Annotated in this window: 24 protein-coding genes; 10 read left to right on the top strand and 14 right to left on the bottom strand. The window is 61.3% G+C overall.

What is annotated here, in order from left to right:
* Positions 1-37: 37 nt before the first annotated feature.
* The 8 genes from TRL7639_RS03725 to TRL7639_RS03690 are packed head-to-tail and all read left to right on the top strand — an operon-like array spanning position 38 to position 6,851.
* Positions 38-331, top strand: a complete 294-nt coding sequence (locus TRL7639_RS03725) for a hypothetical protein (protein WP_133057601.1) — start codon at positions 38-40, stop codon at positions 329-331.
* A 2-nt stretch (positions 332-333) separates the two neighbouring features.
* Positions 334-1,557, top strand: coding sequence for a glycosyltransferase family protein (locus tag TRL7639_RS03720; protein WP_235820252.1), 1,224 nt, complete (start codon positions 334-336; stop codon positions 1,555-1,557).
* Positions 1,554-2,807 (top strand): glycosyltransferase family 4 protein, encoded by a 1,254-nt coding sequence (locus TRL7639_RS03715; protein WP_085794432.1) that lies wholly within the window; start codon positions 1,554-1,556, stop codon positions 2,805-2,807. Before TRL7639_RS03720 ends, TRL7639_RS03715 begins: the two co-directional genes overlap by 4 nt.
* Positions 2,808-2,811: 4 nt before the next feature.
* Positions 2,812-3,891, top strand: coding sequence for a glycosyltransferase (locus tag TRL7639_RS03710; RefSeq protein WP_085794431.1), 1,080 nt, complete (start codon positions 2,812-2,814; stop codon positions 3,889-3,891).
* Positions 3,888-4,469: a histidine phosphatase family protein gene (locus TRL7639_RS03705; protein ID WP_085794430.1), complete on the top strand. Its 582-nt coding sequence runs from the start codon at positions 3,888-3,890 to the stop codon at positions 4,467-4,469. The genes TRL7639_RS03710 and TRL7639_RS03705 overlap by 4 nt, the downstream gene beginning before the upstream one ends.
* Entirely contained in the window at positions 4,466-5,608 is a 1,143-nt protein-coding gene (locus TRL7639_RS03700; RefSeq protein WP_085794429.1) for a glycosyltransferase family protein, read from the top strand. Before TRL7639_RS03705 ends, TRL7639_RS03700 begins: the two co-directional genes overlap by 4 nt.
* A 14-nt stretch (positions 5,609-5,622) precedes the next feature.
* The gene (locus TRL7639_RS03695) at positions 5,623-6,375 is read left to right on the top strand and encodes a polysaccharide deacetylase family protein (protein WP_235820251.1); all 753 of its coding nucleotides are present in this window, start codon (positions 5,623-5,625) and stop codon (positions 6,373-6,375) included.
* A complete protein-coding gene (locus TRL7639_RS03690; RefSeq protein WP_085794427.1) occupies positions 6,375-6,851 on the top strand; it encodes a class I SAM-dependent methyltransferase in 477 nt (158 codons plus the stop codon). Before TRL7639_RS03695 ends, TRL7639_RS03690 begins: the two co-directional genes overlap by 1 nt.
* A 160-nt stretch (positions 6,852-7,011) precedes the next feature.
* Here the strand turns inward: TRL7639_RS03690 and TRL7639_RS03685 are convergent, their stop codons facing one another.
* Positions 7,012-8,154, bottom strand: a complete 1,143-nt coding sequence (locus TRL7639_RS03685) for an alpha-D-ribose 1-methylphosphonate 5-triphosphate diphosphatase (RefSeq protein ID WP_085794426.1) — start codon at positions 8,152-8,154, stop codon at positions 7,012-7,014.
* Positions 8,155-8,207: 53 nt separating this feature from the next.
* On the opposite strand from TRL7639_RS03685, the gene TRL7639_RS03680 reads away from it, so the two are divergent.
* On the top strand, positions 8,208-8,891 hold the full coding sequence (locus TRL7639_RS03680; protein ID WP_085794425.1) for a DUF1045 domain-containing protein: 684 nt from the start codon (positions 8,208-8,210) through the stop codon (positions 8,889-8,891).
* Here the strand turns inward: TRL7639_RS03680 and TRL7639_RS03675 are convergent.
* Genes TRL7639_RS03675 through phnG form a run of 8 tightly spaced genes read right to left on the bottom strand, consistent with a single transcriptional unit; the run spans position 8,873 to position 14,459 of the window.
* Complete coding sequence (locus TRL7639_RS03675) at positions 8,873-9,421, bottom strand: ribose 1,5-bisphosphate phosphokinase PhnN (protein WP_085794424.1); 549 nt, start codon at positions 9,419-9,421, stop codon at positions 8,873-8,875. The genes TRL7639_RS03680 and TRL7639_RS03675 overlap by 19 nt on opposite strands.
* The gene (gene phnL, locus TRL7639_RS03670; protein WP_085794423.1) at positions 9,418-10,098 is read right to left on the bottom strand and encodes a phosphonate C-P lyase system protein PhnL; all 681 of its coding nucleotides are present in this window, start codon (positions 10,096-10,098) and stop codon (positions 9,418-9,420) included. The genes TRL7639_RS03675 and phnL overlap by 4 nt, the downstream gene beginning before the upstream one ends.
* A 12-nt stretch (positions 10,099-10,110) precedes the next feature.
* Positions 10,111-10,881 (bottom strand): phosphonate C-P lyase system protein PhnK, encoded by a 771-nt coding sequence (phnK, locus tag TRL7639_RS03665; protein ID WP_085794422.1) that lies wholly within the window; start codon positions 10,879-10,881, stop codon positions 10,111-10,113.
* On the bottom strand, positions 10,878-11,738 hold the full coding sequence (locus TRL7639_RS03660; protein ID WP_085794421.1) for an alpha-D-ribose 1-methylphosphonate 5-phosphate C-P-lyase PhnJ: 861 nt from the start codon (positions 11,736-11,738) through the stop codon (positions 10,878-10,880). Before TRL7639_RS03660 ends, phnK begins: the two co-directional genes overlap by 4 nt.
* A complete protein-coding gene (locus TRL7639_RS03655; protein WP_085794420.1) occupies positions 11,735-12,331 on the bottom strand; it encodes an HAD family hydrolase in 597 nt (198 codons plus the stop codon). Before TRL7639_RS03655 ends, TRL7639_RS03660 begins: the two co-directional genes overlap by 4 nt.
* The gene (locus TRL7639_RS03650; RefSeq protein WP_085794419.1) at positions 12,328-13,422 is read right to left on the bottom strand and encodes a carbon-phosphorus lyase complex subunit; all 1,095 of its coding nucleotides are present in this window, start codon (positions 13,420-13,422) and stop codon (positions 12,328-12,330) included. Before TRL7639_RS03650 ends, TRL7639_RS03655 begins: the two co-directional genes overlap by 4 nt.
* A 3-nt stretch (positions 13,423-13,425) precedes the next feature.
* Entirely contained in the window at positions 13,426-14,001 is a 576-nt protein-coding gene (gene phnH / locus TRL7639_RS03645) for a phosphonate C-P lyase system protein PhnH (protein ID WP_085794418.1), read from the bottom strand.
* Complete coding sequence (phnG, locus tag TRL7639_RS03640; RefSeq protein WP_235820249.1) at positions 14,001-14,459, bottom strand: phosphonate C-P lyase system protein PhnG; 459 nt, start codon at positions 14,457-14,459, stop codon at positions 14,001-14,003. The genes phnH and phnG overlap by 1 nt, the downstream gene beginning before the upstream one ends.
* A 103-nt stretch (positions 14,460-14,562) precedes the next feature.
* Between phnG and phnF the strand changes: the two genes are divergently transcribed.
* Positions 14,563-15,273: a phosphonate metabolism transcriptional regulator PhnF gene (phnF, locus tag TRL7639_RS03635; RefSeq protein ID WP_085794416.1), complete on the top strand. Its 711-nt coding sequence runs from the start codon at positions 14,563-14,565 to the stop codon at positions 15,271-15,273.
* A gap of 208 nt (positions 15,274-15,481) precedes the next feature.
* On the opposite strand, the gene TRL7639_RS03630 is transcribed toward phnF, so the two are convergent.
* The 5 genes from TRL7639_RS03630 to phnC form a co-directional block, all read right to left on the bottom strand.
* The gene (locus TRL7639_RS03630) at positions 15,482-16,102 is read right to left on the bottom strand and encodes an LbetaH domain-containing protein (protein ID WP_085794415.1); all 621 of its coding nucleotides are present in this window, start codon (positions 16,100-16,102) and stop codon (positions 15,482-15,484) included.
* A gap of 69 nt (positions 16,103-16,171) precedes the next feature.
* Positions 16,172-17,542: a phosphonate ABC transporter, permease protein PhnE gene (gene phnE, locus TRL7639_RS03625; protein ID WP_085794414.1), complete on the bottom strand. Its 1,371-nt coding sequence runs from the start codon at positions 17,540-17,542 to the stop codon at positions 16,172-16,174.
* A complete protein-coding gene (gene phnE, locus TRL7639_RS03620) occupies positions 17,539-18,408 on the bottom strand; it encodes a phosphonate ABC transporter, permease protein PhnE (protein ID WP_085794413.1) in 870 nt (289 codons plus the stop codon). Before phnE (TRL7639_RS03620) ends, phnE (TRL7639_RS03625) begins: the two co-directional genes overlap by 4 nt.
* 65 nt (positions 18,409-18,473) lie before the next feature.
* Entirely contained in the window at positions 18,474-19,382 is a 909-nt protein-coding gene (gene phnD, locus TRL7639_RS03615) for a phosphonate ABC transporter substrate-binding protein (RefSeq protein ID WP_085794412.1), read from the bottom strand.
* A 69-nt stretch (positions 19,383-19,451) separates the two neighbouring features.
* Positions 19,452-20,270, bottom strand: a complete 819-nt coding sequence (gene phnC, locus TRL7639_RS03610) for a phosphonate ABC transporter ATP-binding protein (protein WP_085794411.1) — start codon at positions 20,268-20,270, stop codon at positions 19,452-19,454.
* Positions 20,271-20,408: the final 138 nt, after the last annotated feature.

Raw genomic sequence — 20,408 nt, 5'->3', positions numbered from 1 at the left:
ATTGCCGACATGGATCGGCTGCCAACGGGACTTGGGCATGACGGTACGCGCCTTGGACAACTGGATCAATTGGGCGCCACCTGTATCTGGCTTTTCTCGGTTGTCTTTATGCGACAAAGTTGCGGAAATCTGCGCGAGCGTACATGGCTTGACCTGCATCAAGGCGCACGTTCAACCAGCCGACGAAGCAGATGATGTGGCACCCGCGCAATTGGCTATTGACCAATTGTCGCCTGCCGATACTGGAGGCTTTGGATTTCACCGTACAATTGGTTACGGTGCCTTCAAAACAAACACTTTGTCCGGCGCAAAACCGAGGTCGAAGACGTGAATATGGGTGGAGACGCAACCAAGACGGTACACAGGGGCGCGCGCCGTGCGCCTCGTATCATGCTGTACAGCCATGACACCTTCGGGCTGGGTCACCTGCGCCGATCACGCGCATTGGCCGCGGCAATTACAGCCGCTGATCCAGAGGCTTCGGCTCTGATTCTGACGGGCTCTCCGGTTGCGGGCCGCTTCACGTTCCCAAGACGGGTAGATCACGTAAGGTTGCCTGGTGTCACCAAACGCAGCGATGGTTCGTATGCCTCGCAAACGATTGGCATGGGTATTGAAGAGGTCACCGACCTGCGGTCCGGATTGATCTGCACCACGGCCAGACAATACGAACCCGACGTACTGATCGTCGACAAAGAGCCCACCGGGTTTCGTGGCGAATTGCTCCCGACCCTTGAAACGCTGCAAAACGAAGGAAAGACCAAGCTGGTTCTTGGTCTGCGCGATGTTTTGGACGAACCCGAGGTTTTGGCGGCTGAATGGGACCGCAAGGATGCAGTGACTGCAACCGAAAGATTTTATCACGAAATCTGGGTGTATGGCTTGCGGTCGGTCTATGACCCCACAGCCGGATTGCCACTGTCTGCGGAAGTGCAGGCCCGTATGCATTGGACCGGCTATTTGCGTCGCGAAGCAAGTGCCGACGGCAAGCCGCCTGAGCAGCCTTATGTACTGATCACCCCTGGCGGGGGTGGCGACGGCAAGGCCATGGTTAACCTTGTGCTAACCGCCTATGAAAAAGACCCCACCCTCACGCCGCGTGCAGTTCTGGTATATGGCCCGTTTCTATCGGGCGAGCTGCGTGACGAATTTGAAACCCGGGTCGAAGCCCTTGATGGACGTGTCACGGCAGTGGGCTTTGAATCGCAAATCGAAACTCTGTTCAAAGGGGCTCAGGGTGTGATCTGCATGGGCGGGTACAACACCTTTTGCGAAGTGCTGTCTTTTGACAAACCCGCTGTCATCGTGCCGCGCACCACGCCGCGACTGGAACAGTGGTTGCGCGCCTCCCGCGCCGAAGACCTAGGTTTGGTACGCATGCTTGATGAAACCCGCGACGGGTTGACGCCTGATGCGATGATCCAGGCCATTCGCGGCCTGTCGACACAGCCTAAACCTTCGCAAGCCATCTCATCTGGGCTGCTCGACGGGCTGGATTATGTCACTCATCGAGTGAACGCACTGCTGACCAACAAGACGGAACAAGCCGCTCAATGACGTCCCAAAATCCGCCACTGGCGATCGTGGTCAAAGGCTGGCCGCGCCTGTCCGAGACATTCATCGCACAGGAACTGGCTGCACTCGAAGACAGCGGCCACGACTTTGACATCTGGTCGCTGCGCTATCCCACTGACAAAAAGCGCCACCCGCTGCACGACCGCATCAAGGCGCGGGTGCGGTACTTGCCAGAATACCTGTATGAAGATCCGGAACGGGTCTGGCGCGCCCGCGCGGCGGCAAAGGCCCTACCGGGCTATGCCGAGGCCTATCGCGTCTGGCGTGCCGATCTTGCACGCGACCTGACCCACAACCGCATCCGGCGTTTTGGACAGGCCTGCGTCCTGGCCACCGAACTGCCTGAAGGCACAAAGGGGCTTTATGCGCACTTCATGCACACACCGTCCTCTGTCGCGCGCTACGCGGCGATCATGCGCGGCCTGCCGTGGAGCTTTTCGGCCCATGCCAAAGATATCTGGACGTCGGACGAATGGGAAAAACGCGAAAAGCTGAGTGCAGACACGCATGGTGCAGTCTTTGGCGCGACGTGCACTGCCTTTGGTGCCGAGCACCTGCGCGAGATGGCCGATGACGCAGCACGGGTTGACCTTGTCTATCATGGCCTCGACCTGACCCGTTTTCCCGCCCCCCCAAAGCGCGCGCTGCGCGACTCGGCCAGTCCGTTTCACATGATGTCGGTTGGTCGTCTGGTCGAAAAGAAGGGTTTTGACCGCCTGATTGCGGCCTTTGCTGGGTTGCCTGCAGATCTGGATTGGCATTGGACCCACATCGGTGGTGGCAGTTTGAAAGATACCCTTTCAGCGCAAGCCGAAGACGCCGGTGTTGCAAACCGCATCACATGGCGCGGTGCGTGTGACCAACCCGAGGTGATCGAGGCGATGCGTGCGGCTGATCTGTTCGTGCTACCGAGCCGCATTGCCGAAGACGGCGATCGCGATGGCTTGCCAAATGTGCTGATGGAGGCGGCTTCGCAAATGTTGCCGATCCTGTCGACGCCCGTGTCGGCAATCCCCGAATTCATCGAAAGTGGCACACATGGCCTGCTGGTCGAAGATGATCCGGCCAGATTGGCCTCTGCCATTTGTGAATTGTCGGCCGAGCCTGCACGCACTCAGGCCTACGCAGCGGCTGCGTATGACCGGCTGGTTGGAGAGTTCGGGATGGCCCCCGGGATCGCACGCTTGTCCGCCCGGTTGACGCAATTGACGCAGTTGACGCGGGGCGGATGATCTCATGACTTGCGTCGCATTCTACGCCCCCATGAAGTCGCCCCACAGCGTGGTGCCTTCTGGGGACCGCGAAATGGCGCGCAACCTGATGCAGGCGATTGGTCAACGCGACGGCGTAGACGTCGATTTGGTCTCAGAGCTCAAGATCTATGACAAGGCCGGTGACGAAGCGCGACAGGCCGATTTGCGCCAGCAAGCGGAGGCCGAAGTTGACCGCCTGATCCGCGACCTGCCCCGAGACACCGAACTGTGGGTCACCTACCACAACTATTACAAGGCCCCCGATCTGATCGGGCCCCGCGTCTGTGCGGCGTTGGATATCCCATACGTCCAGATCGAAAGCACCCGGGCCTACAGCCGATTGACCGGCCCCTGGTCTGGGTTTGCGCAAGCCGCCCATGATGCCTGCGACGCGGCTCGGGTGATATTCTACTTGACGGCCAACGACCTGATCACCCTTGAACGCGAGCGCGCAGGCACGCAAACCCTCGTGCATTTCCCGCCGTTTCTGCCCGCTGTTCGTCTGCCCGAGGCCAGTACCCTGTCGGGTCCAATGCTGGCAACCGGCATGATGCGCGAAGGCGACAAACTGCGTTCGTATGAGATCATCGCCGAAACGCTTGCACATCTGACAGGCGATTGGCAGCTGGACATCGCAGGCGACGGCCCCGCCCGAGCACAGGTCGAAGCCTTGATGGCCCCCTATGGATCGCGCGTGCGGTTTCTGGGGCAGTTGGATCGCGCTGCGCTGGACAAAACCTATCGCGCGGCGTCCCTGTTCCTGTGGCCAGGCGTGAATGAGGCCTTCGGGATGGTTTACCTGGAGGCGCAAGCGCATGGCCTGCCTGTGGTGGCACAGGACCGCCCGGGCGTACGGGATGTGCTGTTGGGCGATGGGTACCCTGCAACCGAAGTCGGGACAAAGGCGCTGGCGTCTCTGGTCATGTCGCTCTTGCACGATCCCGGCCATCGCGCAACATGGGGTGCCAACGCCCGCGAGATGATCGCAAACACCCACCTCAGGCCTGCCGCAACCGCGCGGTTCTGGTCTGCCGTTGCCCCGCATTTGAAAGGTTCCCGATGACCCGTCTTGCTCTTCTTCGCCATGGCCATACCTCTTGGAACCGTGCCGGCCAAATTCAGGGGCGCAGCGACATTCCCCTGGATGATGAAGCGCGCCGTGATCTGTCGCAATTCAGCCTGCCGCCCGAGTGGATCCGGGCCGAACTGTGGTCGAGCCCCTTGCACCGCGCTCGTGAAACTGCCGCAATCGTGGCCAATCGCGTACCGCTAACGGCGCCCGAACTGACCGAAATGAATTGGGGCGATTGGGAAGGCAAGCGTGGTGTCGATCTGCTGGCACAAGAGGGCAGCGGGTTTCGCCATATCGAGGATTGGGGATGGGACTATCGTGCGCCCGGCGGTGAAAGCCCGCGCGAATTGTGGGATCGGGTGGAACCTTGGGTTCAGTCCCGCCACACGGACACCATCGCCGTGTGTCACATCGGGATCATGCGGGTGATCCTGGCCAAGGCGCACGGCTGGGATTTTGACGGCGAGGCCCCGTTCAAGATCAAGCGCAACCGGTTGTTTGTTGTCGACCTGGATACCTTTGCGCCTGAGGCCGAGCCTGTTCGTCTGATCCGAGAGAGCCACGCATGAAGGTCTTGATCGCTGTCACCCATCTGCTGGGTAGCGGCCATCTGAGCCGCGCCCTGACTTTGGGTCGTGCATTTGCCCTCGAGGGTCATGAGGTTGTATTGATCTCGGGCGGCTTTGCCGTGCCGCAGCTGGACAGCAACGGGATTGATCTGCGCACGCTTCCTCCGCTCCGGTCGGATGGAACAAACTTCACCCGGCTGCTGACCGACGATGGTGAGGTTGCGGATGACACGTATTTGGCAGCGCGGTCCAATTCGATGGTCGATATCCTGCGCGAGGTGCAACCTGATGCGCTGATCACGGAACTTTTTCCGTTCGGACGTCGGGTATTGCAGCACGAGTTTCTGGCTTTGCTGGAAGCAGCGCGCGCGATGCCCAATCCGCCGCAAACCTACTGCTCGATCAGGGACATTCTGGCTCCGCCGTCAAACGCCCGAAAGGTCGAAAAGACCGAAGCCATCCTCGCAGAATTCTACGATGCGGTTCTGGTTCATTCGGACCCTAGCACCACCCCGCTAGAGACAAGCTGGCCTGTTTCTGAAGCATTGGCCAACAAGCTAATCTACACAGGTTACGTGGCGCCTCTAGCAGCGGGTCCACATCGTGATCGCTTGGGCGATGGGGAGATCCTTGTCAGTGCAGGTGGTGGATCCGTTGGCGCACCAATCTTTCGCGCTTCCATCGAGGCCGCTCGAAAGATCACCAACCGGCGCTGGCGCCTGTTGGTGGGTGGTTCGGAAGCACCTGCCCAGATTGCAGAATTGATGCAAGGCGCGCCAACAGAGAACATCACGCTGGAACCCGCCCGCCCCGATTTTCGGCACATGCTGCATCACGCCGCTGCCTCGGTCAGCATGTGCGGCTACAACACCGCTCTGGACCTGTTGCAAGCGGGCACACCTGCGGTTCTGATCCCGTTTGATGATGGGCAGGAAGTTGAACAGACGCTACGGGCAAAGAGCCTGGAAGCACTGCCCGGAATTCACGTGCTATGCAGTGCAAATCTAAACAGTATGCAGTTGGCGCAGGCGGTTGAAAAAGTTCTGGCTGCAGGACCCCGCACCGTTCAAGCGGCGGATTTTGATGGGGCTGCCGAAACCGTGAGAAGCGTTGTGTCACAACAGGGGGCTCGCAGGTGATAGCGGATTGGTCAGTGTTGGACAGGGAACTTGCCCTTTGGCGGGCCACGGGCCTTTCCCTGCCGCTTTGGTGGCGCGATGACGATGCGGTTGAGCCGACTGCGGCGCTGGATCAGCTCAGTGAAATTTCGGCTGACGTCGGTATTCCCGTGCACTTGGCGGTGATCCCGGCTCATGCCACCGAAGGGCTGGCTGCACGCATGGACCCGGACGCCCAATTGATCCCCGTGGTGCACGGCTGGGCACATGCGAACCACGCACCTGTTTCCGAAAAGAAGGCCGAGTTTCGCGCGCACCGCCCTCTCAATGAGATGGTAGAAGAAGCAGGCCGAGGTTTCGCCCGTCTGCAAGAGCTGTTTGGGGCAAGTCTACAACCGATGTTTGTGCCGCCGTGGAACCGGATCGACAAGGCCGTGGTTGCAAAGATGCCTGCGCTTGGGTTTCGCGTGCTCTCGACCGCCACACCGCGCAAGACCACCTTGGCCGCAGCCGGGATGTGGGAAATCAACACCCACCTGGACCCTATAGATTGGCGGGGCACCCGCAGTCTGCGGCCCCCCGAACAGCTCGTTGCGCTATTGGTTCAACACCTGCAGGACCGTCGCAAAGGGCATGCGGACAATACCGAACCCTATGGGCTGTTGACCCACCATCTGGTTCATGATGAAGACATCTGGCGGTTCAGCCACGAGGTGCTGCTCCGCCTGATGGACGGCCCCACCCGCGTCTGGACCATGGCCGAAACCCTGCAAGAGGACCCCACCTGATGAGCCGACTGGATTCGATGCTGCGCCGCTTCACCGCCCAGAGGGATGGGCTGAACTGGGCAGCCGAAACGATTGCTGAACTGGACGGCGATGTGCTGGACATGGGGCTGGGCAATGGCCGCACATATGATCACCTGCGCGAGATCCTGCCAGGTCGCCGCATCTGGGTGATGGATCGGGTGCTGCAATGCCATCCATCCTGCGTACCGCCGGAGAAGGACTTCCTGCAAGGCGAAGCCGAACCAATGCTGCGCAAACTGGCAGACCACGGGCAGAGCCTCGCGCTGGCGCATTATGACTTCGGGATGGGGATCAAAGTGGATGACGTGGCCGAGGCCGCGCGCCTGAGCCCGTTGATCGCGGCAGTAATGAAACCCGGCGCGCTGCTGGTGTCTGGTCAACCGCTGGTGGGTTTCCGGCAGATCAAAGGCCCCGAGACCATCGCTCCCGATCGTTACCTGTTTTACCGCGCTTGAGGTGTTGGGAAAGCAGGACGAACTCCCGCCCGTCGGAGGTGACCCTGTCGGGGCACCGCCTCCCGTTGGGCCGGGCTCATACGGGACAAGCCCGCATGAGCCTCGCAAGATGCAACCGGTTTAGACCCGTTTGACCGGATCACAAGTCGCGAGCGTGGCATTACGCCACGTGCTGCCCGCGCGACCAGACCGCCCGCAGCGCTGGCACACCAGCCCGCATCCGGAACCGCAACAGGTCAGCCCGTGCGCCGATGCGCAGTGCGCCGCGATCGGACAGGCCTGCCGCTTGCGCAGGGGCGAGTGTCGCTGTCTTGATCCCGCGCGCCATATCACCCCAGATCTCGCCCAGTTTCACCGCCGACAAGAGCAGGGCTGAAGGCACATAGTCGGACGAGACAATATCGAGAAGGTCCAACTCGGCCAGCTCCTGCGCCGCCACATTACCCGAATGTGACCCTCCCCTGATCAAGTTGGGGGCGCCCATCATAACCTGGATGCCGTATTCGTGGCAGGCCCGTGCTGCCACGACCGTTGTGGGGAATTCAGCCAGACGAATGCCGTGACCGGCCGAAACTGCCACCTGTTCGGCCGTGGTGTCGTCATGGCTGGCCAGCACCGCGCCGTATTTAGCCGCCTGTTTCACAGTCTCGACCTCGTGCAGATCGCCATATTGATCGCGCAATCCCTTGAGTTGAGCCACATGCTGCAGGAAGTCGTCATCGCTCATTGCGTGTTTGCCCTTCATGTAGGCTTCCAGCTTGGTGATGTCGCGGAATTGCCGTTGTCCCGGCGTGTGATCCATGATCGATACGATCCCGACCCGGTCCTCTTCGCCAAACTCACGCAACTCATCCACAAGGGTTTGTGAGCACACTTCGGCGCGCAGATGCAGGAAGTGGCTGATTTTGAGCGCATCTGCCGCGCGCAGCTCCAGCAACTCGGTCGCAAGGTTGCGGGCATACTTGCCGTAGCGCGCCTTGCCTGACGGGATCGAGCCAACGCGCATGGCATCAAAGACCGTGGTGATGCCGGTGCCTGCCAGCTCGGCATCGTGGGCGATGATGGCCGCCGCATGCGGCCAATCGACCTTGGGGCGCGGCTGGATGTGGCGTTCCAGGTTGTCTGTGTGCAGCTCGATCAAGCCGGGGCAGACGAAATCCCCCTCGCAGTCCACGGCACCCGCAGGAACAGTCGCACCGCTGTCGATGGCTTCGATGTGCTCGCCCACCACCCGCAGGGACCCGGTCCGGGTCTCATCGGGGAAAATCAGCGTTGCATTGGCAAGGATCAATTCTTCTGTCATCTGAACTTCACGTGGTTTGAGCTATTGGGAAGGCCACGACATAGGAGGCCAATGTGACATTCTCGCGATACGCGATCTATTTTGCGCCACCCGCCGACGCGGAGTGGACCCGGTTTGGAGCCAGCTGGTTGGGTTGGGACATGGAAACCGGTGAGACGGTGGCCCATCCCGACCTTGCAGGGCTGGATGTGCCCCGGATCACGGCGACGCCACACAAATACGGGTTGCATGGGACCATCAAACCGCCGTTCCGACTGGCCGAGGGACAGACCGCCGGGGCGCTGGAGCGCGCCTGCGGCGAATTGGCCGATGCGCTTGGCCCCGTTTGGTTGGACGGGTTGGAACTGGCGCGGTTGGGTCGGTTTCTGGCGCTGCGCCCGATGGGCAACACCAGCGAGCTGGGGGAACTGGCGGCCCAAGCTGTGCGCGGTCTGGACAGCTTTCGTGCCCCTGCCCCGCCTGAAGAGCTGGAACGGCGCCGCGCGGCAGGTCTGAGCCCCACGCAAGAGGCGAACCTGCTGCAATGGGGCTACCCGTATGTGATGGACGAGTTCCGCTTTCACATCACCCTGACCGGCAAACTGCCCAAGCCTGAACTGCCCGGCGTTCAGGACGCATTGGAGCAGGTACTGACCCCGATGTTGCCCAAACCCTTTGTCATCAGCGATCTGGCGCTTGTGGGCGAACGCAGCGATGGCCGGTTCCAGATGATCCATCGTTACGCGCTTTCCCGCTGAAGCCGCGACAGGATCGTCTCGACCGTCTGATCCAAGGCGCCGGAGTTGTCGACCTCGATCACCCGGCGCAGCCCTTCGGGCAGTTTCAGGCGCGCGCGGTCCAGTCGGCGTTGCCGGTCCTCGACACTCTCGCGGGCGCGGCTGTCGAGCCGGGCCGCCAGAACCTCGGGGGAGGCCGTGAGGGACACGACGGCAAAGTCATCGAACAACTCCTGCGCATCCAACAGGACAGAACGCGACAAGTTCACCAACAGCCCACGCGCCGCGCGCCGTTGCTCGTGGATCGTCACCGGGATGCCATACCGCAGACCGTGAGCTGTCCAGTACAACAGAAAATCACCAGCAGCCAGAGCGGTGTCAAATTCAGTGTCATTGGCCCGGGTGAACGTCTCGCCCTCTTCGCCCAGCGGCCGGGTGATGACCCTGCGCACCAATTGCAGGCCATCGCCGCGTGCCGCGAGCGCCTCCATCACGCTGTCCTTGCCAACGCCGGACGGCCCGACGACGGCTATGACGGTTGCCAGTGTCATGCGGCCTCCGGTGTGAAGTGCGAGACGTTGACCTCGTGGTCGCAGACCCGCTGACGCGCCTCGATATCGTGAAAGATACCGACGATGGCGGTGCCGCGCGCCTTGGCCTCTTCGATCAGGGACAGCACGGTTTCTCGGTTGGTTGCGTCCAGGCTGGCGGTGGGTTCATCAAGCAGCATCGCCGGGTATTCATGGGCAAAGCCGCGGGCGATGTTCACACGCTGCTGTTCACCACCCGAAAAGGTGGTGGGGCTGAGGGTCCAAAGGCGCTCGGGGATGTTCAGACGCGCCAACAGGCCTGCGGCCTTCTCAAGGGCCTCGGCCTTATCGACGCCTACCGCCAGTAGCGGCTCGGCCACCACCTCGAGCGTTGGCACACGCGGCACCACGCGCAGGAACTGGCTGACATAGCCCAAAGTTTCACGCCGCAGCGCGAGGATATCACGTGGCTCGGCCTGGGCCACATCCAAGCCCCCCACCATAACACGCCCCGAGGCCGCCAGATAGTTGCCATAGATCACCCGCATCAGCGTGGACTTGCCCGCGCCCGAGGCTCCGGTCAGAGCCACACATTCGCCGGGGTTCACCTTCAGAGTCGCGCGCTCCATCACCGGAATGACCGCGCTGCCTTGGTTATGCAGGGTAAAGCTCTTGCTTACGTTATCGAGTTCAATCATCTCTCTCGCCCCTCACACTTGCAGAACGCTGGAAACCAGCAGCTGCGTGTAGGCATGTTGTGGGTCGTCCAGCACCTGATCTGTCAGACCAGCCTCGACCACATGTCCGTCTTTCATCACCATCAGCCGGTCCGCCAACAGGCGCACCACAGCCAGATCATGGGTCACGATGATGGCGCTCAGCCCCATCTCGCGCACCAGGCCACGCAGCAGATCGAGCAGTCGCGCCTGGACCGAGACATCGAGGCCCCCGGTGGGTTCGTCCATGAAAACCAGCCGCGGACCGGTCACCAGGTTGCGGGCGATCTGCAACCGCTGCTGCATCCCGCCGGAAAACGCGGTCGGGCGGTCGTCAACGCGGGCCTCAGAAATCTCGACCCGACCCAGCCAGTCGATGGCAGTGTCGCGAATGTTGCCATAGTGGCGGTCGCCCACGGCCATCAGCCGCTCACCGATGTTGCCACCGGCGCTGACCGACATGCGCAGCCCGTCGCGGGCGTGCTGATGGACAAAGGCCCAATCGGTGCGGCCCAACATCCGACGCTCGGGCTCGGACATTTGCAGCGTGTCCACCGGCCCATCGGCGCGGGTGTCAAAGATGACCTGCCCTGCGTCCGAATCCAGATGGCCCGCCAGACAGTTGAGCAAGGTCGACTTGCCCGAACCACTTTCGCCCACAATCCCCATCACCTCGCCGGGGTAGAGGTCAAAGCTCACATCCTTGCACCCGATCCGCGCGCCATAGCGTTTTTCGATGCCCTTGACTTGCAACAACGGTGTCATGCTGCATCCTCCGTACCCAGTCGGCCCACGTGGCCCGCCGCGCGGCGCGAGCGGCAAAAATCGGTGTCCGAGCAGACAAACATCCGGTTGCCTGCGTCATCCAGGATCACCTCGTCCAGATAGCTGTTCTCGGCCCCGCACAGATCACAGGCGTGATCTGCCTTGGTGGCCTCAAACGGGTAGTCCTCGAAATCCAGGCTCACCACCTTGGTGTGTGGCGGTACCGCATAGATCCGTTGTTCACGACCCGCGCCAAACAGCTGGATTGCCGACATTTCCAGTTTGGGATTGTCGAACTTGGGAATGGGGGATGGGTCCATCACATAACGGTCCTGCACCATCACCGGATAAGCGTATGAGGTCGCGATGTCGCCATGCTGGCTGATGTCTTCGTAGAGCTTCACATGCATCAGCCCGTATTCCTCAAGACTGTGCATCTTGCGGGTCTCGGTCTCGCGCGGTTCCAGAAAGCGCAGCGGCTCGGGGATCGGCACCTGATAGACCAGGATCTGATCCTCGGTCAGCTCGGCCTCGGGGATGCGGTGGCGGGTCTGAATGACGGTGGCTTTCTCGGTCTCTTCGGTCACGGCCACGCCTGCGGTGTTCTCAAAGAACTTGCGGATCGAGACCGCGTTGGTGGTGTCATCCGCTCCTTGGTCAATCACCTTGAACGTATCCTCTGGCGTCAGCGTCGCCGCCGACACCTGCACGCCCCCTGTGCCCCAACCATAGGGCATTGGCATTTCGCGGCTGGCAAAGGGAACCTGATAGCCAGGCACTGCCAAACCTTTGAGGATGGCTCGGCGGATCATCCGCTTGGTCTGCTCATCCAGGTAAGCAAAATTGTATTCGCTCATAGCAAATCTCTTTCATTCAAAGCCGCCTCAAACGCCTGAGGCGTGGTGAAATGAATGGCGTCCATGCCGACGGCGCGCGCGCCCTCGACGTTTTTCAGGGTGTCATCGACAAAGATGCAGTCTTGTGGCGTCAGTCCCGCGCGTTCGCACAGGCGGTGGAAGATTTCCGGTTGCGGCTTGAGCAGCTTCTCTTGCCCAGACACCACCGTGACATCAAAAACCTCGCCCAATTCCGGATGCGTACCGACGCCAACAGGCCAGGTTTCGGCCGACCAGTTGGTGATTGCATGCACCTGCCTGCCCTGTTCCTTGAGCCGGTAGAGCAATTGCCAGGTGCCCTCGATCTTGTCGGGCACCGTGGCGGCGTAGCGTTCGACATATGCGCTCAGGCGGCGCTGATCCTCGGCGTTGTCCAACTCCGCCGCCAGATCGGCAAAGGTTTCGCCCCCATCAGCCCGCAGGTTTCGATCAAAGAATTCCACCCGCGTCAGAAACTCGGTCACCGCACTGCGGCTGCCCAGATCATCGAGCCAGGCCAGATAGGGATCCCAGCGGATCAGCACATTGCCGATATCAAAGACGACAGCCTTCATTCCGCGGCCTCTTGATATCCGGCGGTGCGTTCCTCGGCCTCGCGGCGCAGCTTACGCACAAGTTCGAGCTCGGACTGGAAATCGACGTAGTGCGGCAGTTTGATGTGTTCTAGGAACCCGGTCGCTTGAATGTTGTCGGAATGGCTGAGCACAAATTCCTCGTCCTGCGCCGCCGCGCCCAGGTTGTCCTCACCCAGTTCTTCCCACCGCAGCGCGCGGTCGACCAAGGCCATGGCGATGGATTTGCGCTCGGACTGACCAAAAACCAGACCATAGCCGCGCGTGAACTGTGGCGGCTCGGTTTTGGAGCCCTGGAACTGGTTCACCGTTTCACATTCGGTCAGCTCCAACTCGCCAATCTCGATGGCAAACCCCAGCTCGGGGATCTCCATCTCGACCGCGACCTTGCCGATCCGCAACTCGCCCACAAAGGCGTGGTTGCGGGCGTAGCCGCGTTGGGTCGAATAGGCCATGCCAAGGATGAACCCCTCATCCCCCCGTGTCAGCGACTGCAGGCGCAACGCGCGGTTGGCGGGAAATTCCATCGGTTCACGGGTCAGATCGCCCGGCACCGCATCGCTGGTGGGTTCACGCTGGATGACATCCTCGCCTTGTAGAAACTCGGTGATGTGCGGCGTCGCTTCTTCGCGCGGCATGCCTTGTTCGGCAGGAGCAACCTCGCCCTCGGCGGCCAGTTTGAAATCCAGCAGACGGTGGGTATAGTCGAAGGTCGGCCCCAGCACCTGACCGCCCGGCGCATCCTTGAAGGTGGCCGAGATGCGGCGATCACAGGCCATGTCACCCGTTTCCACTGGCAAGCTGGCCCCGAACCGCGGCAGGGTCGTGCGGTAGGCACGGATCAGAAAGATCGCCTCGATCAGATCACCCCGCGATTGCTTGATCGCCAGCGCCGCCAGGTCGGGGTCGAACAGCGAGCCCTCGGCCATCACGCGGTTGACCGCCAGACTCAGCTGTTCGCGGATCTGCGCGATGGACAGTTCCGCAACGGATGTGTCGCCGCGCCGTTCCTCGGCCAACCAGGCGTGGGCGTTTTCGATGGCGCGTTCGCCACCTTTGACAGCTACATACATGCCTTAGCCCTCTGAGATCTGCGTGCTGCGCGGCAGGGCCGCGACTTGGGTGCCGCTGGTGAAAAAGAAATCCAACCCCAGGGGATAGGCCGTCGCATTGGTCCGCAGTACCTCGACATCGGGCAAGCTCAGCTGCGCCGATTCCTTGATACCCGGACCGGTCATGGTGGCGCCTGTTTGGGTCACGCCCGTGCATTCCACGATCAGGGTTGCAGAGCGGTCGGGATATTCGGACGTGCCGATCTTGTACGCTCCAAGCGGGATCAACGACTCCCACGTGCCGATGGCAAAATCCGCCTCTCCGGCATCGACCAGAGGCGCACCAGTATGGAAAGTCAGCCAACCGCGCACCTCGGGTGTATCAGCCTCGCCCGCCAGGTGCACTTTTGTCTCTGGATCGCAAAGCGTCAGCAGCAAAGTCGCTGCCGCCTCAGACAGTGGTGCCGGTGCTTGTGCGCCGGTTAGCGTGCGGATTTCACCCGGGCGAGCCATGACGGTCATTGCGGCCCGGAACGCATGGGCCGCATCGACGGGCGCATTGGTGAAACCGCCTGCGAATTGGGTTGCTTGCGCCTGCATCAATCCTCTCCCCTTACCATGGTGAAGAATTCGACCTTGGTCGCCGCCGCCTTGGCCGCGCGTTTGGTCTTGGTCTCAGTGACTTGCTCGGCCAAAGGCGTCAGGACCGTACGTTGCACACGGTCAGCCGCGTCTGTCTGCATCAGCGCATCAATCAGCGCCGCGGCCTCGGCTTTGGGTTTCGAGCGGCCTTGCACATAGCCATGCCCGACGGTGCCATCGCTCAGAACCAGTGAGCAGCGAGTCACGGTCATCTCACCCACATTGAATGGCGCACCCGTGCCGCCCATGCGGCCCCGTACCATGACGCCGCCCACTTCGGGCGCGCGCAGCCAGTTGAATTCGGGGCGGTTATCCACCGCACCCCACAGCGCCATCATCGCCCCCTCGGGGGCCGACGCCATAAGGCTCATCCACGCCTTGCGGGCGGAATTGCCGGTCTTCATGTCATTTGCCATATTAGCCTCTTGGCGAAGTTGTCTACAACAACTATACAACTAGACAAATCATACGGATTTAGGGGTCGCCCTGCAATCCTGCATCTTGTGAAGATTTGATGACATGAGCCGCACACCCGTCTGGAAAACCATCGCCGCCAGCCTCACCTCGGATATTGCCGAGGGGCGCTATGATACCGGCGACCGCCTGCCGACCGAGGCGCAGTTGTCCGCCACCCATGGCGTGAACCGCCATACGGTCAGACGCGCTTTGGCAGATCTATCCGAACAGGGGCTGGTGCATGCCCGCCGTGGGGCAGGCGTGTTTGTCGCCGCGCGGCCGACCGAGTACCCCATCGGCAAGCGGGTTAGGTACCACCAGAATATCTCAGCCGGCGGCAAGATCCCCGGCAAGCAGATCCTGGCGCTGACGACACGTGTGGCGGACACGCAAGAGGCCGAAGCTCTGTGTCTGGCAGGTGGCGATCCGGTGCATGTCTACGATGGGTTGTCGTTGGCGGATGGGCTGCCGATCGCAGTATTCCAGAGCGTATTCCCAGCCGACCGCTTTCCCGACATGCTGCAGGCCCTCGAAGACACCCAATCCGTCACCCGCGCACTGCAAGGGCTCGGCATCCCGGACTACACCCGCAAATGGACCCGACTGACAGCCCGTCGCGCCAGCGCAACACAGGCCTTGCATCTGCGCGTGACGGAAGGCGCGCCGGTGATGCAATCGGTGGGCGTCAATGTCGATCCTGACGGGGGTCCGATCGAGTTTGGGCGCACCTGGTTTGCCGGCGATCACGTGACGTTGACCCTAGGGGAAACATAGGCGGAGCGCTCCCGCCCGTCGATCGGGCATCAAAGATGCCCTCCTCCCGTTGGGCCGGGCCGCGCTACGCGCGGCGGTTGGCGTATATGGCAAAACAATCGCCCCAAGCGCGGGCGCGCCGAGCCGAAGGCGAGGCGCCCGGCCCAAGGCCGCCAGCGATTTCGGCGAAGCCGGGATCAGCGCGGGCGCGGGAGTGCACCCGAATGGCTCAGGCGTATTTCTCCAAGAACGCCTCGGCCTTTAGCGTGCGAAAGTCAGCAAGACGTTCGCGCAGGACCTCATGGCTCCAGTCCCACCAAGCCAGTTCCATCATGCGCTCGGCCACGTGTTCGGGGATCCGGCGACGCACCTCAGTCGCGGCAACCCCGGCGACGATGGTATAGGGGGCGACATCCTTGGTCACCACGGCACCTGACGCAATCACCGCGCCATGTCCAATGGTCACCTCGGGCTTGATGATGGCCGCATGGCCGATCCAGGTGTCATGACCGATTTGCGCCATGCGACTGGCGCGATGTGCGAACCAATCCGCATCATGTTCGGCATCTGCCCAGTAGTCCGCCGACCGATAGTGGAAATGATGGAGCGAGGCCTTCTCCATCGGGTGATCCGTTGCCCCAATCCGGGTAAAGCTCGCGATGTTGGCAAATTTGCCGATCTGCGCGTTGGCCACGTCGCATGTCCGGTCGCAGTAGGAGTAGTCTCCCCAGACCGTGTTGTTCAGCCGCGTGCCTGCGCCGATCTCGACGTAGGCGCCGAACCGGCTCTCGTGAATTTGGCAGTCGGTGTGGATAAAGGGCCTATCAGCCTTCAGGCGCGGCTCGGTCATCTTTGGGTCTTTCTCAAACGCATCACGCCGCTGGCAGGGCTATCCTGTCAGCGGCGCATCTTCATATCATCAGGGCAGCACAAAAGGCTTAGCTTTGGGATCTGCCTTGCGCTTGCGCGGTCTCTTGGAATCACCCGAAATCAACTTGCGGCGCAGCCAGCCCGAGAACCAATCCATGAACATCACCATCAGGATGATCAGCACGATGTAGTATGCAACCTCTTCCCAGTCCTTCTGGGTGATGATCGCCTGCGTCAGCAACAGACCGATACCGCCCCCGGTGATCGCGCCAATGATGGTCGCGCTGCGGGTGTTGGATTCCAGGAAATACAGCAATTGGCTGATCAGCACCGGTGTAATCTGCGGGATCACCCCGAACCGATAGCGCTGCGGTGCGTTGGCGCCAGTGGACTGCACGCCCTCGATCTGTTTCTTGTCGACGTTTTCCAGCGCCTCGGAGAAGATCTTGCCAAAGGTGCCCGTGTCCGTCACCAGGATTGCCAGAGCACCCGTCATCGGGCCGGGTCCAAAGGCGCGGCTCAGAACCACGGTCCAGATCAGCGCGTCCACGCCGCGGACAAAGTCGAACACCCGACGCACGCCAAAGCGCAGCGGCCCCAGCGGGTTGAAATTGCGCGCAGCCATAAAGGCGAGCGGCAATGCCACGATACCAGCCCCCAGCGTGCCCAAGAATGCCATCAGGATCGTTTCAAAGATCGCCCAGGCCACGTCTTGATGTCGCCACATCTTGTTGGTCCAGAAATCGTTCCAGATCGCACCCGCCTCGCCCGCAAAGGCCAGCCCCATCAATTCACCCGGCCCCTTGCCATAGTAAGGGCTGTCGAGTGTGAACCAGAACAGCTCCCAGCCAGTAAAATAGCGGAACACTTCGGCACGGTTTCGGGTCACAGTCAGGCGGCCGGCATCCGTGGTCACCGCAAGACGGTTCTTGGACAGGTTGATCCAATCGGGCACGTCCCCTGCGGGCAATTCAGCCTGAACGCCTTTGCGGCGGTCCGGGGTTGCGCGGATCACACCATAGTCGGGGATGTCAAATTCGATCACGTCCGGACCAAAGGTCACGATGTAACCATCTTCCAGGTCGATAATCGTGGTCTCGCCCATCTCGACCCACTCAGGCGACAATCCTTCGGGGTATTCGCCCTTGCGCTCGCCTTCGATGGCGACGGAAACCTCACCATTGCGGTTGTCGCGGGTCACGTGGGTCTTGTAGCTGTAGCTGTCCGAAACCAGCGTCTTGCCGTTCTTCCAACTGGCTTTCTCATAAAGGCTCGGCACGTCGAAAGCGAAGAACACATAGACCATATACAGCAGCACCAAAATCGGCAGACCAAAGTTCATGATGCGCTTGCGGACAAAGATCTTGTCGGCCTCAGCCTTGAGCGCCTCAATGGGCAGATTGGTGGCAAATGTGCTCATGATGCAGCTCCGTGGGTCAGGCGATTGCGCAGGACGCCAGAGAGTTGGTCGACCAGAACGATTGTGACAAACAGCAGGACAAAGATCGCGGCGGCCTCATCATAGCGCCCCTGCCCCCAGGACATCGAGTTGCGCAGTTCGTACCCGATGCCACCGGCACCAACAAAACCCAGGATGGCCGAGGCGCGGATGTTGATCTCGAACCGCAGCAAAGCATAGCTGACATAGTTCGGGCCAACCTGCGGGATCACGCCCAGATACATCCGCTGCGCCCAGGACGCGCCGACCGACTGCAGCCCCTCGACAGGCTTGAGCGAGGCGTTTTCGTTCACTTCCGAGAACAGCTTGCCCAAAGCACCGGCCGTATGAATGGCAATGGCGATCATCGCGGGCACAGGTCCGCCGCCCAAAACAAAGATCAACACAAGCGCGATCACGATTTCGGGGATGGCCCGGCAGATGTCGCTGATCCGGCGAAAGATCGGGATCAGTGCAGGCCAAGGCGCCATGCCGCGCGTGGCCAGCAACGACAGGAACGTCCCCAGCACCGCCCCGATCAGGGTCGAGGCCGCCGCGATGTTCAGCGTTTCGATCAGGGCCGGCATGAAATGAGCCAGGTGACCGGGCAGCAGTGCGACCTTTTCCCAGGCCTCGCTCAACACCTCGGTCGGGTAATCTAGGATGCGACGCCAGCCGTCTACAAACGAGCCTGCGTTGCGGGCGTCCGCCGTACGGAACCCAGCCGCCATCAAGCTGATGAACAGGATCAGGAGAATACCACCGTAGACCCGTTTGCGCTGCACCAGCGCGGAGTAATCGTCGCGAATTTCTGCGACCGAAGGGGACCCTGCACTCAGGTCTGTCATTGGAATGCTCCCGTCAAAAACGGGGCCCGGCGTTGATGCCGAGCCCCGCGCATTTTGTGCTGAAATCAGTTGGACTTCAGTTTGCGCGCTTCGATGATGACTTCGTAGGCGTCATGACCGATGGGCTGAACACCCTTGGCTTCACCCGACAGAACGCCGTAGGCGCAATCGGGGTCCATTGCGGGCAGCGAGGCCATCAGAGCGGTGAACTTGACTTTGACGTCTGCGGGCAGAGCTTTGCGCAGAACGATCGGACCTTCGGGGATCGGCTTGGACTGCCAGATCTGCACCAGGTCGTTCATGTCAACAAGGCCTGCATCAACCGCGCGGCGCAGGGCGCCCGACTGGTAACCGTCTTCCCAGTCACCCAGACCGTCGGCCCAGGTCACACCGCCGTCCACGTCACCGTTGTTCACGGCAACGATGGTCTGCTCATGGCCTCCGGTGAACTTGACCTCACCAAAATAGTCGCCCGAGGTCATGGTCGCGCCGGTCACTTCGGGGATCTCGATCGAGGGGATCAGGAAGCCAGAGGTCGAGTTCGGGTCGCCAAAACCAAAGGTCTTGTCTTTCAGGTCTTCGATCGACGTGATGCCGCTGTCCTTGCGGGCAAAACCGATCGAGTAGTAGCCGTAACCGCCGTCGGTGTTGACCTTGACCAGGATCGGCTCAACTGCCTCGGGGTCCGACAGATAGGTCTTGGCGTAACCCGAGGCGCCCAGCCATGCCATGTCGATGGTGCCGCCCAGCAGACCCTGGATCACGCCGTTGTAGTCGGCAGGGGCAAACAGCTTGGTCGGAACGCCCAGCAGTTCCTCGGTCTTGGCGCGCAGGCACTCGTTGTTGTTCAGACGGTCCTGGGCGTTTTCGCCGCCCAGCAGGCCGATGCGGAATTCGCTGATGGTGTTGTCTTCGGCCAGGGCCGGTGCGGCCAGAGCTGTGGTTGCCACGAGGGCTGCGATCAGTTTTTTCATCTTTGGGTTCTCCGGTTAGGTTTTCCCGACCCCCCATCGGGCCCGGGTGATGAAAGGGATTGGTGCGGGTCAGACCGCTTCTTTGACGGGGTTTGCCGTTGAAGCGGCTTCCAGCGTGTCGATCTCGGTCGAGGTCGCGGCCTCGGAGAAATCGGCACCTGCGCCATAGATCTCGCGGGCTACGCCGGTGGTCAGCTGCTCGGGCAAGCCGTCGAACACGATGCGCCCGTCGCGCATGCCGACCACGCGGTCACAATAGCGGCGTGCAGTGTCCAGCGTGTGCAGGTTGGCAATTACCGTGCGACCGTCTTCTTCGTGGATGCGGCGCAGGGCCTGCATCACCACTTGAGCATTCATCGGATCCAGCGAGGCAATAGGCTCGTCCGCTAGAATGATCTTGGGGTCCTGCATCAGGGCGCGGGCGATGGCCACACGCTGCTGCTGACCACCTGACAGCGCCTCGGCACGTTTGGGGGCGTGTTCGGCGATGCCCAAACGATCAAGAATGTCGATGGCCCTGTGGATGTCGGACATGGGGAAGAGGTTGAACATGGTCGACAACGTCGAGCGTTGGTTGAGCGTGCCGTGCAGCACGTTCGACACCACATCCAGACGTGGCACCAGGTTGAACTGCTGAAAGATCATGGCGCATTCGGCCTGCCAGGCGCGCTTGTCCTTGCCTTTGAGGGCGGTCACGTCGCGCCCCTCAAACGTAATCGTGCCCTCGGTTGTTTCTTCGAGGCGGTTCAACATGCGCAAGAGCGTCGATTTACCTGCACCAGAGCGTCCGATGATCCCGATCATGCAGGGCTTGTCGACATCCAGCGTCGCCGCATCGACAGCGGTATTTGCGCCAAAGCGTTTGGTAAGTTTGTTGATCCGCAGCACGAGCCACCCCCAGTGATTGATGTCGGGTGGCTAAGGGGCAAAGACAAAACGTATGTGTCGAAGCGGTGAAGGTTTTGTAACGGGCGTCCGGCAGCTTGCCTTGGTATTCACTTCGGCAGTCAAACAATCATATCGGCG

Source organism: Falsiruegeria litorea R37, from assembly GCF_900172225.1.
GTDB lineage: Bacteria > Pseudomonadota > Alphaproteobacteria > Rhodobacterales > Rhodobacteraceae > Falsiruegeria > Falsiruegeria litorea.
Note: the sequence above shows the minus strand (reverse complement) of the source record. Positions and strands in the feature narration are given on the sequence as shown.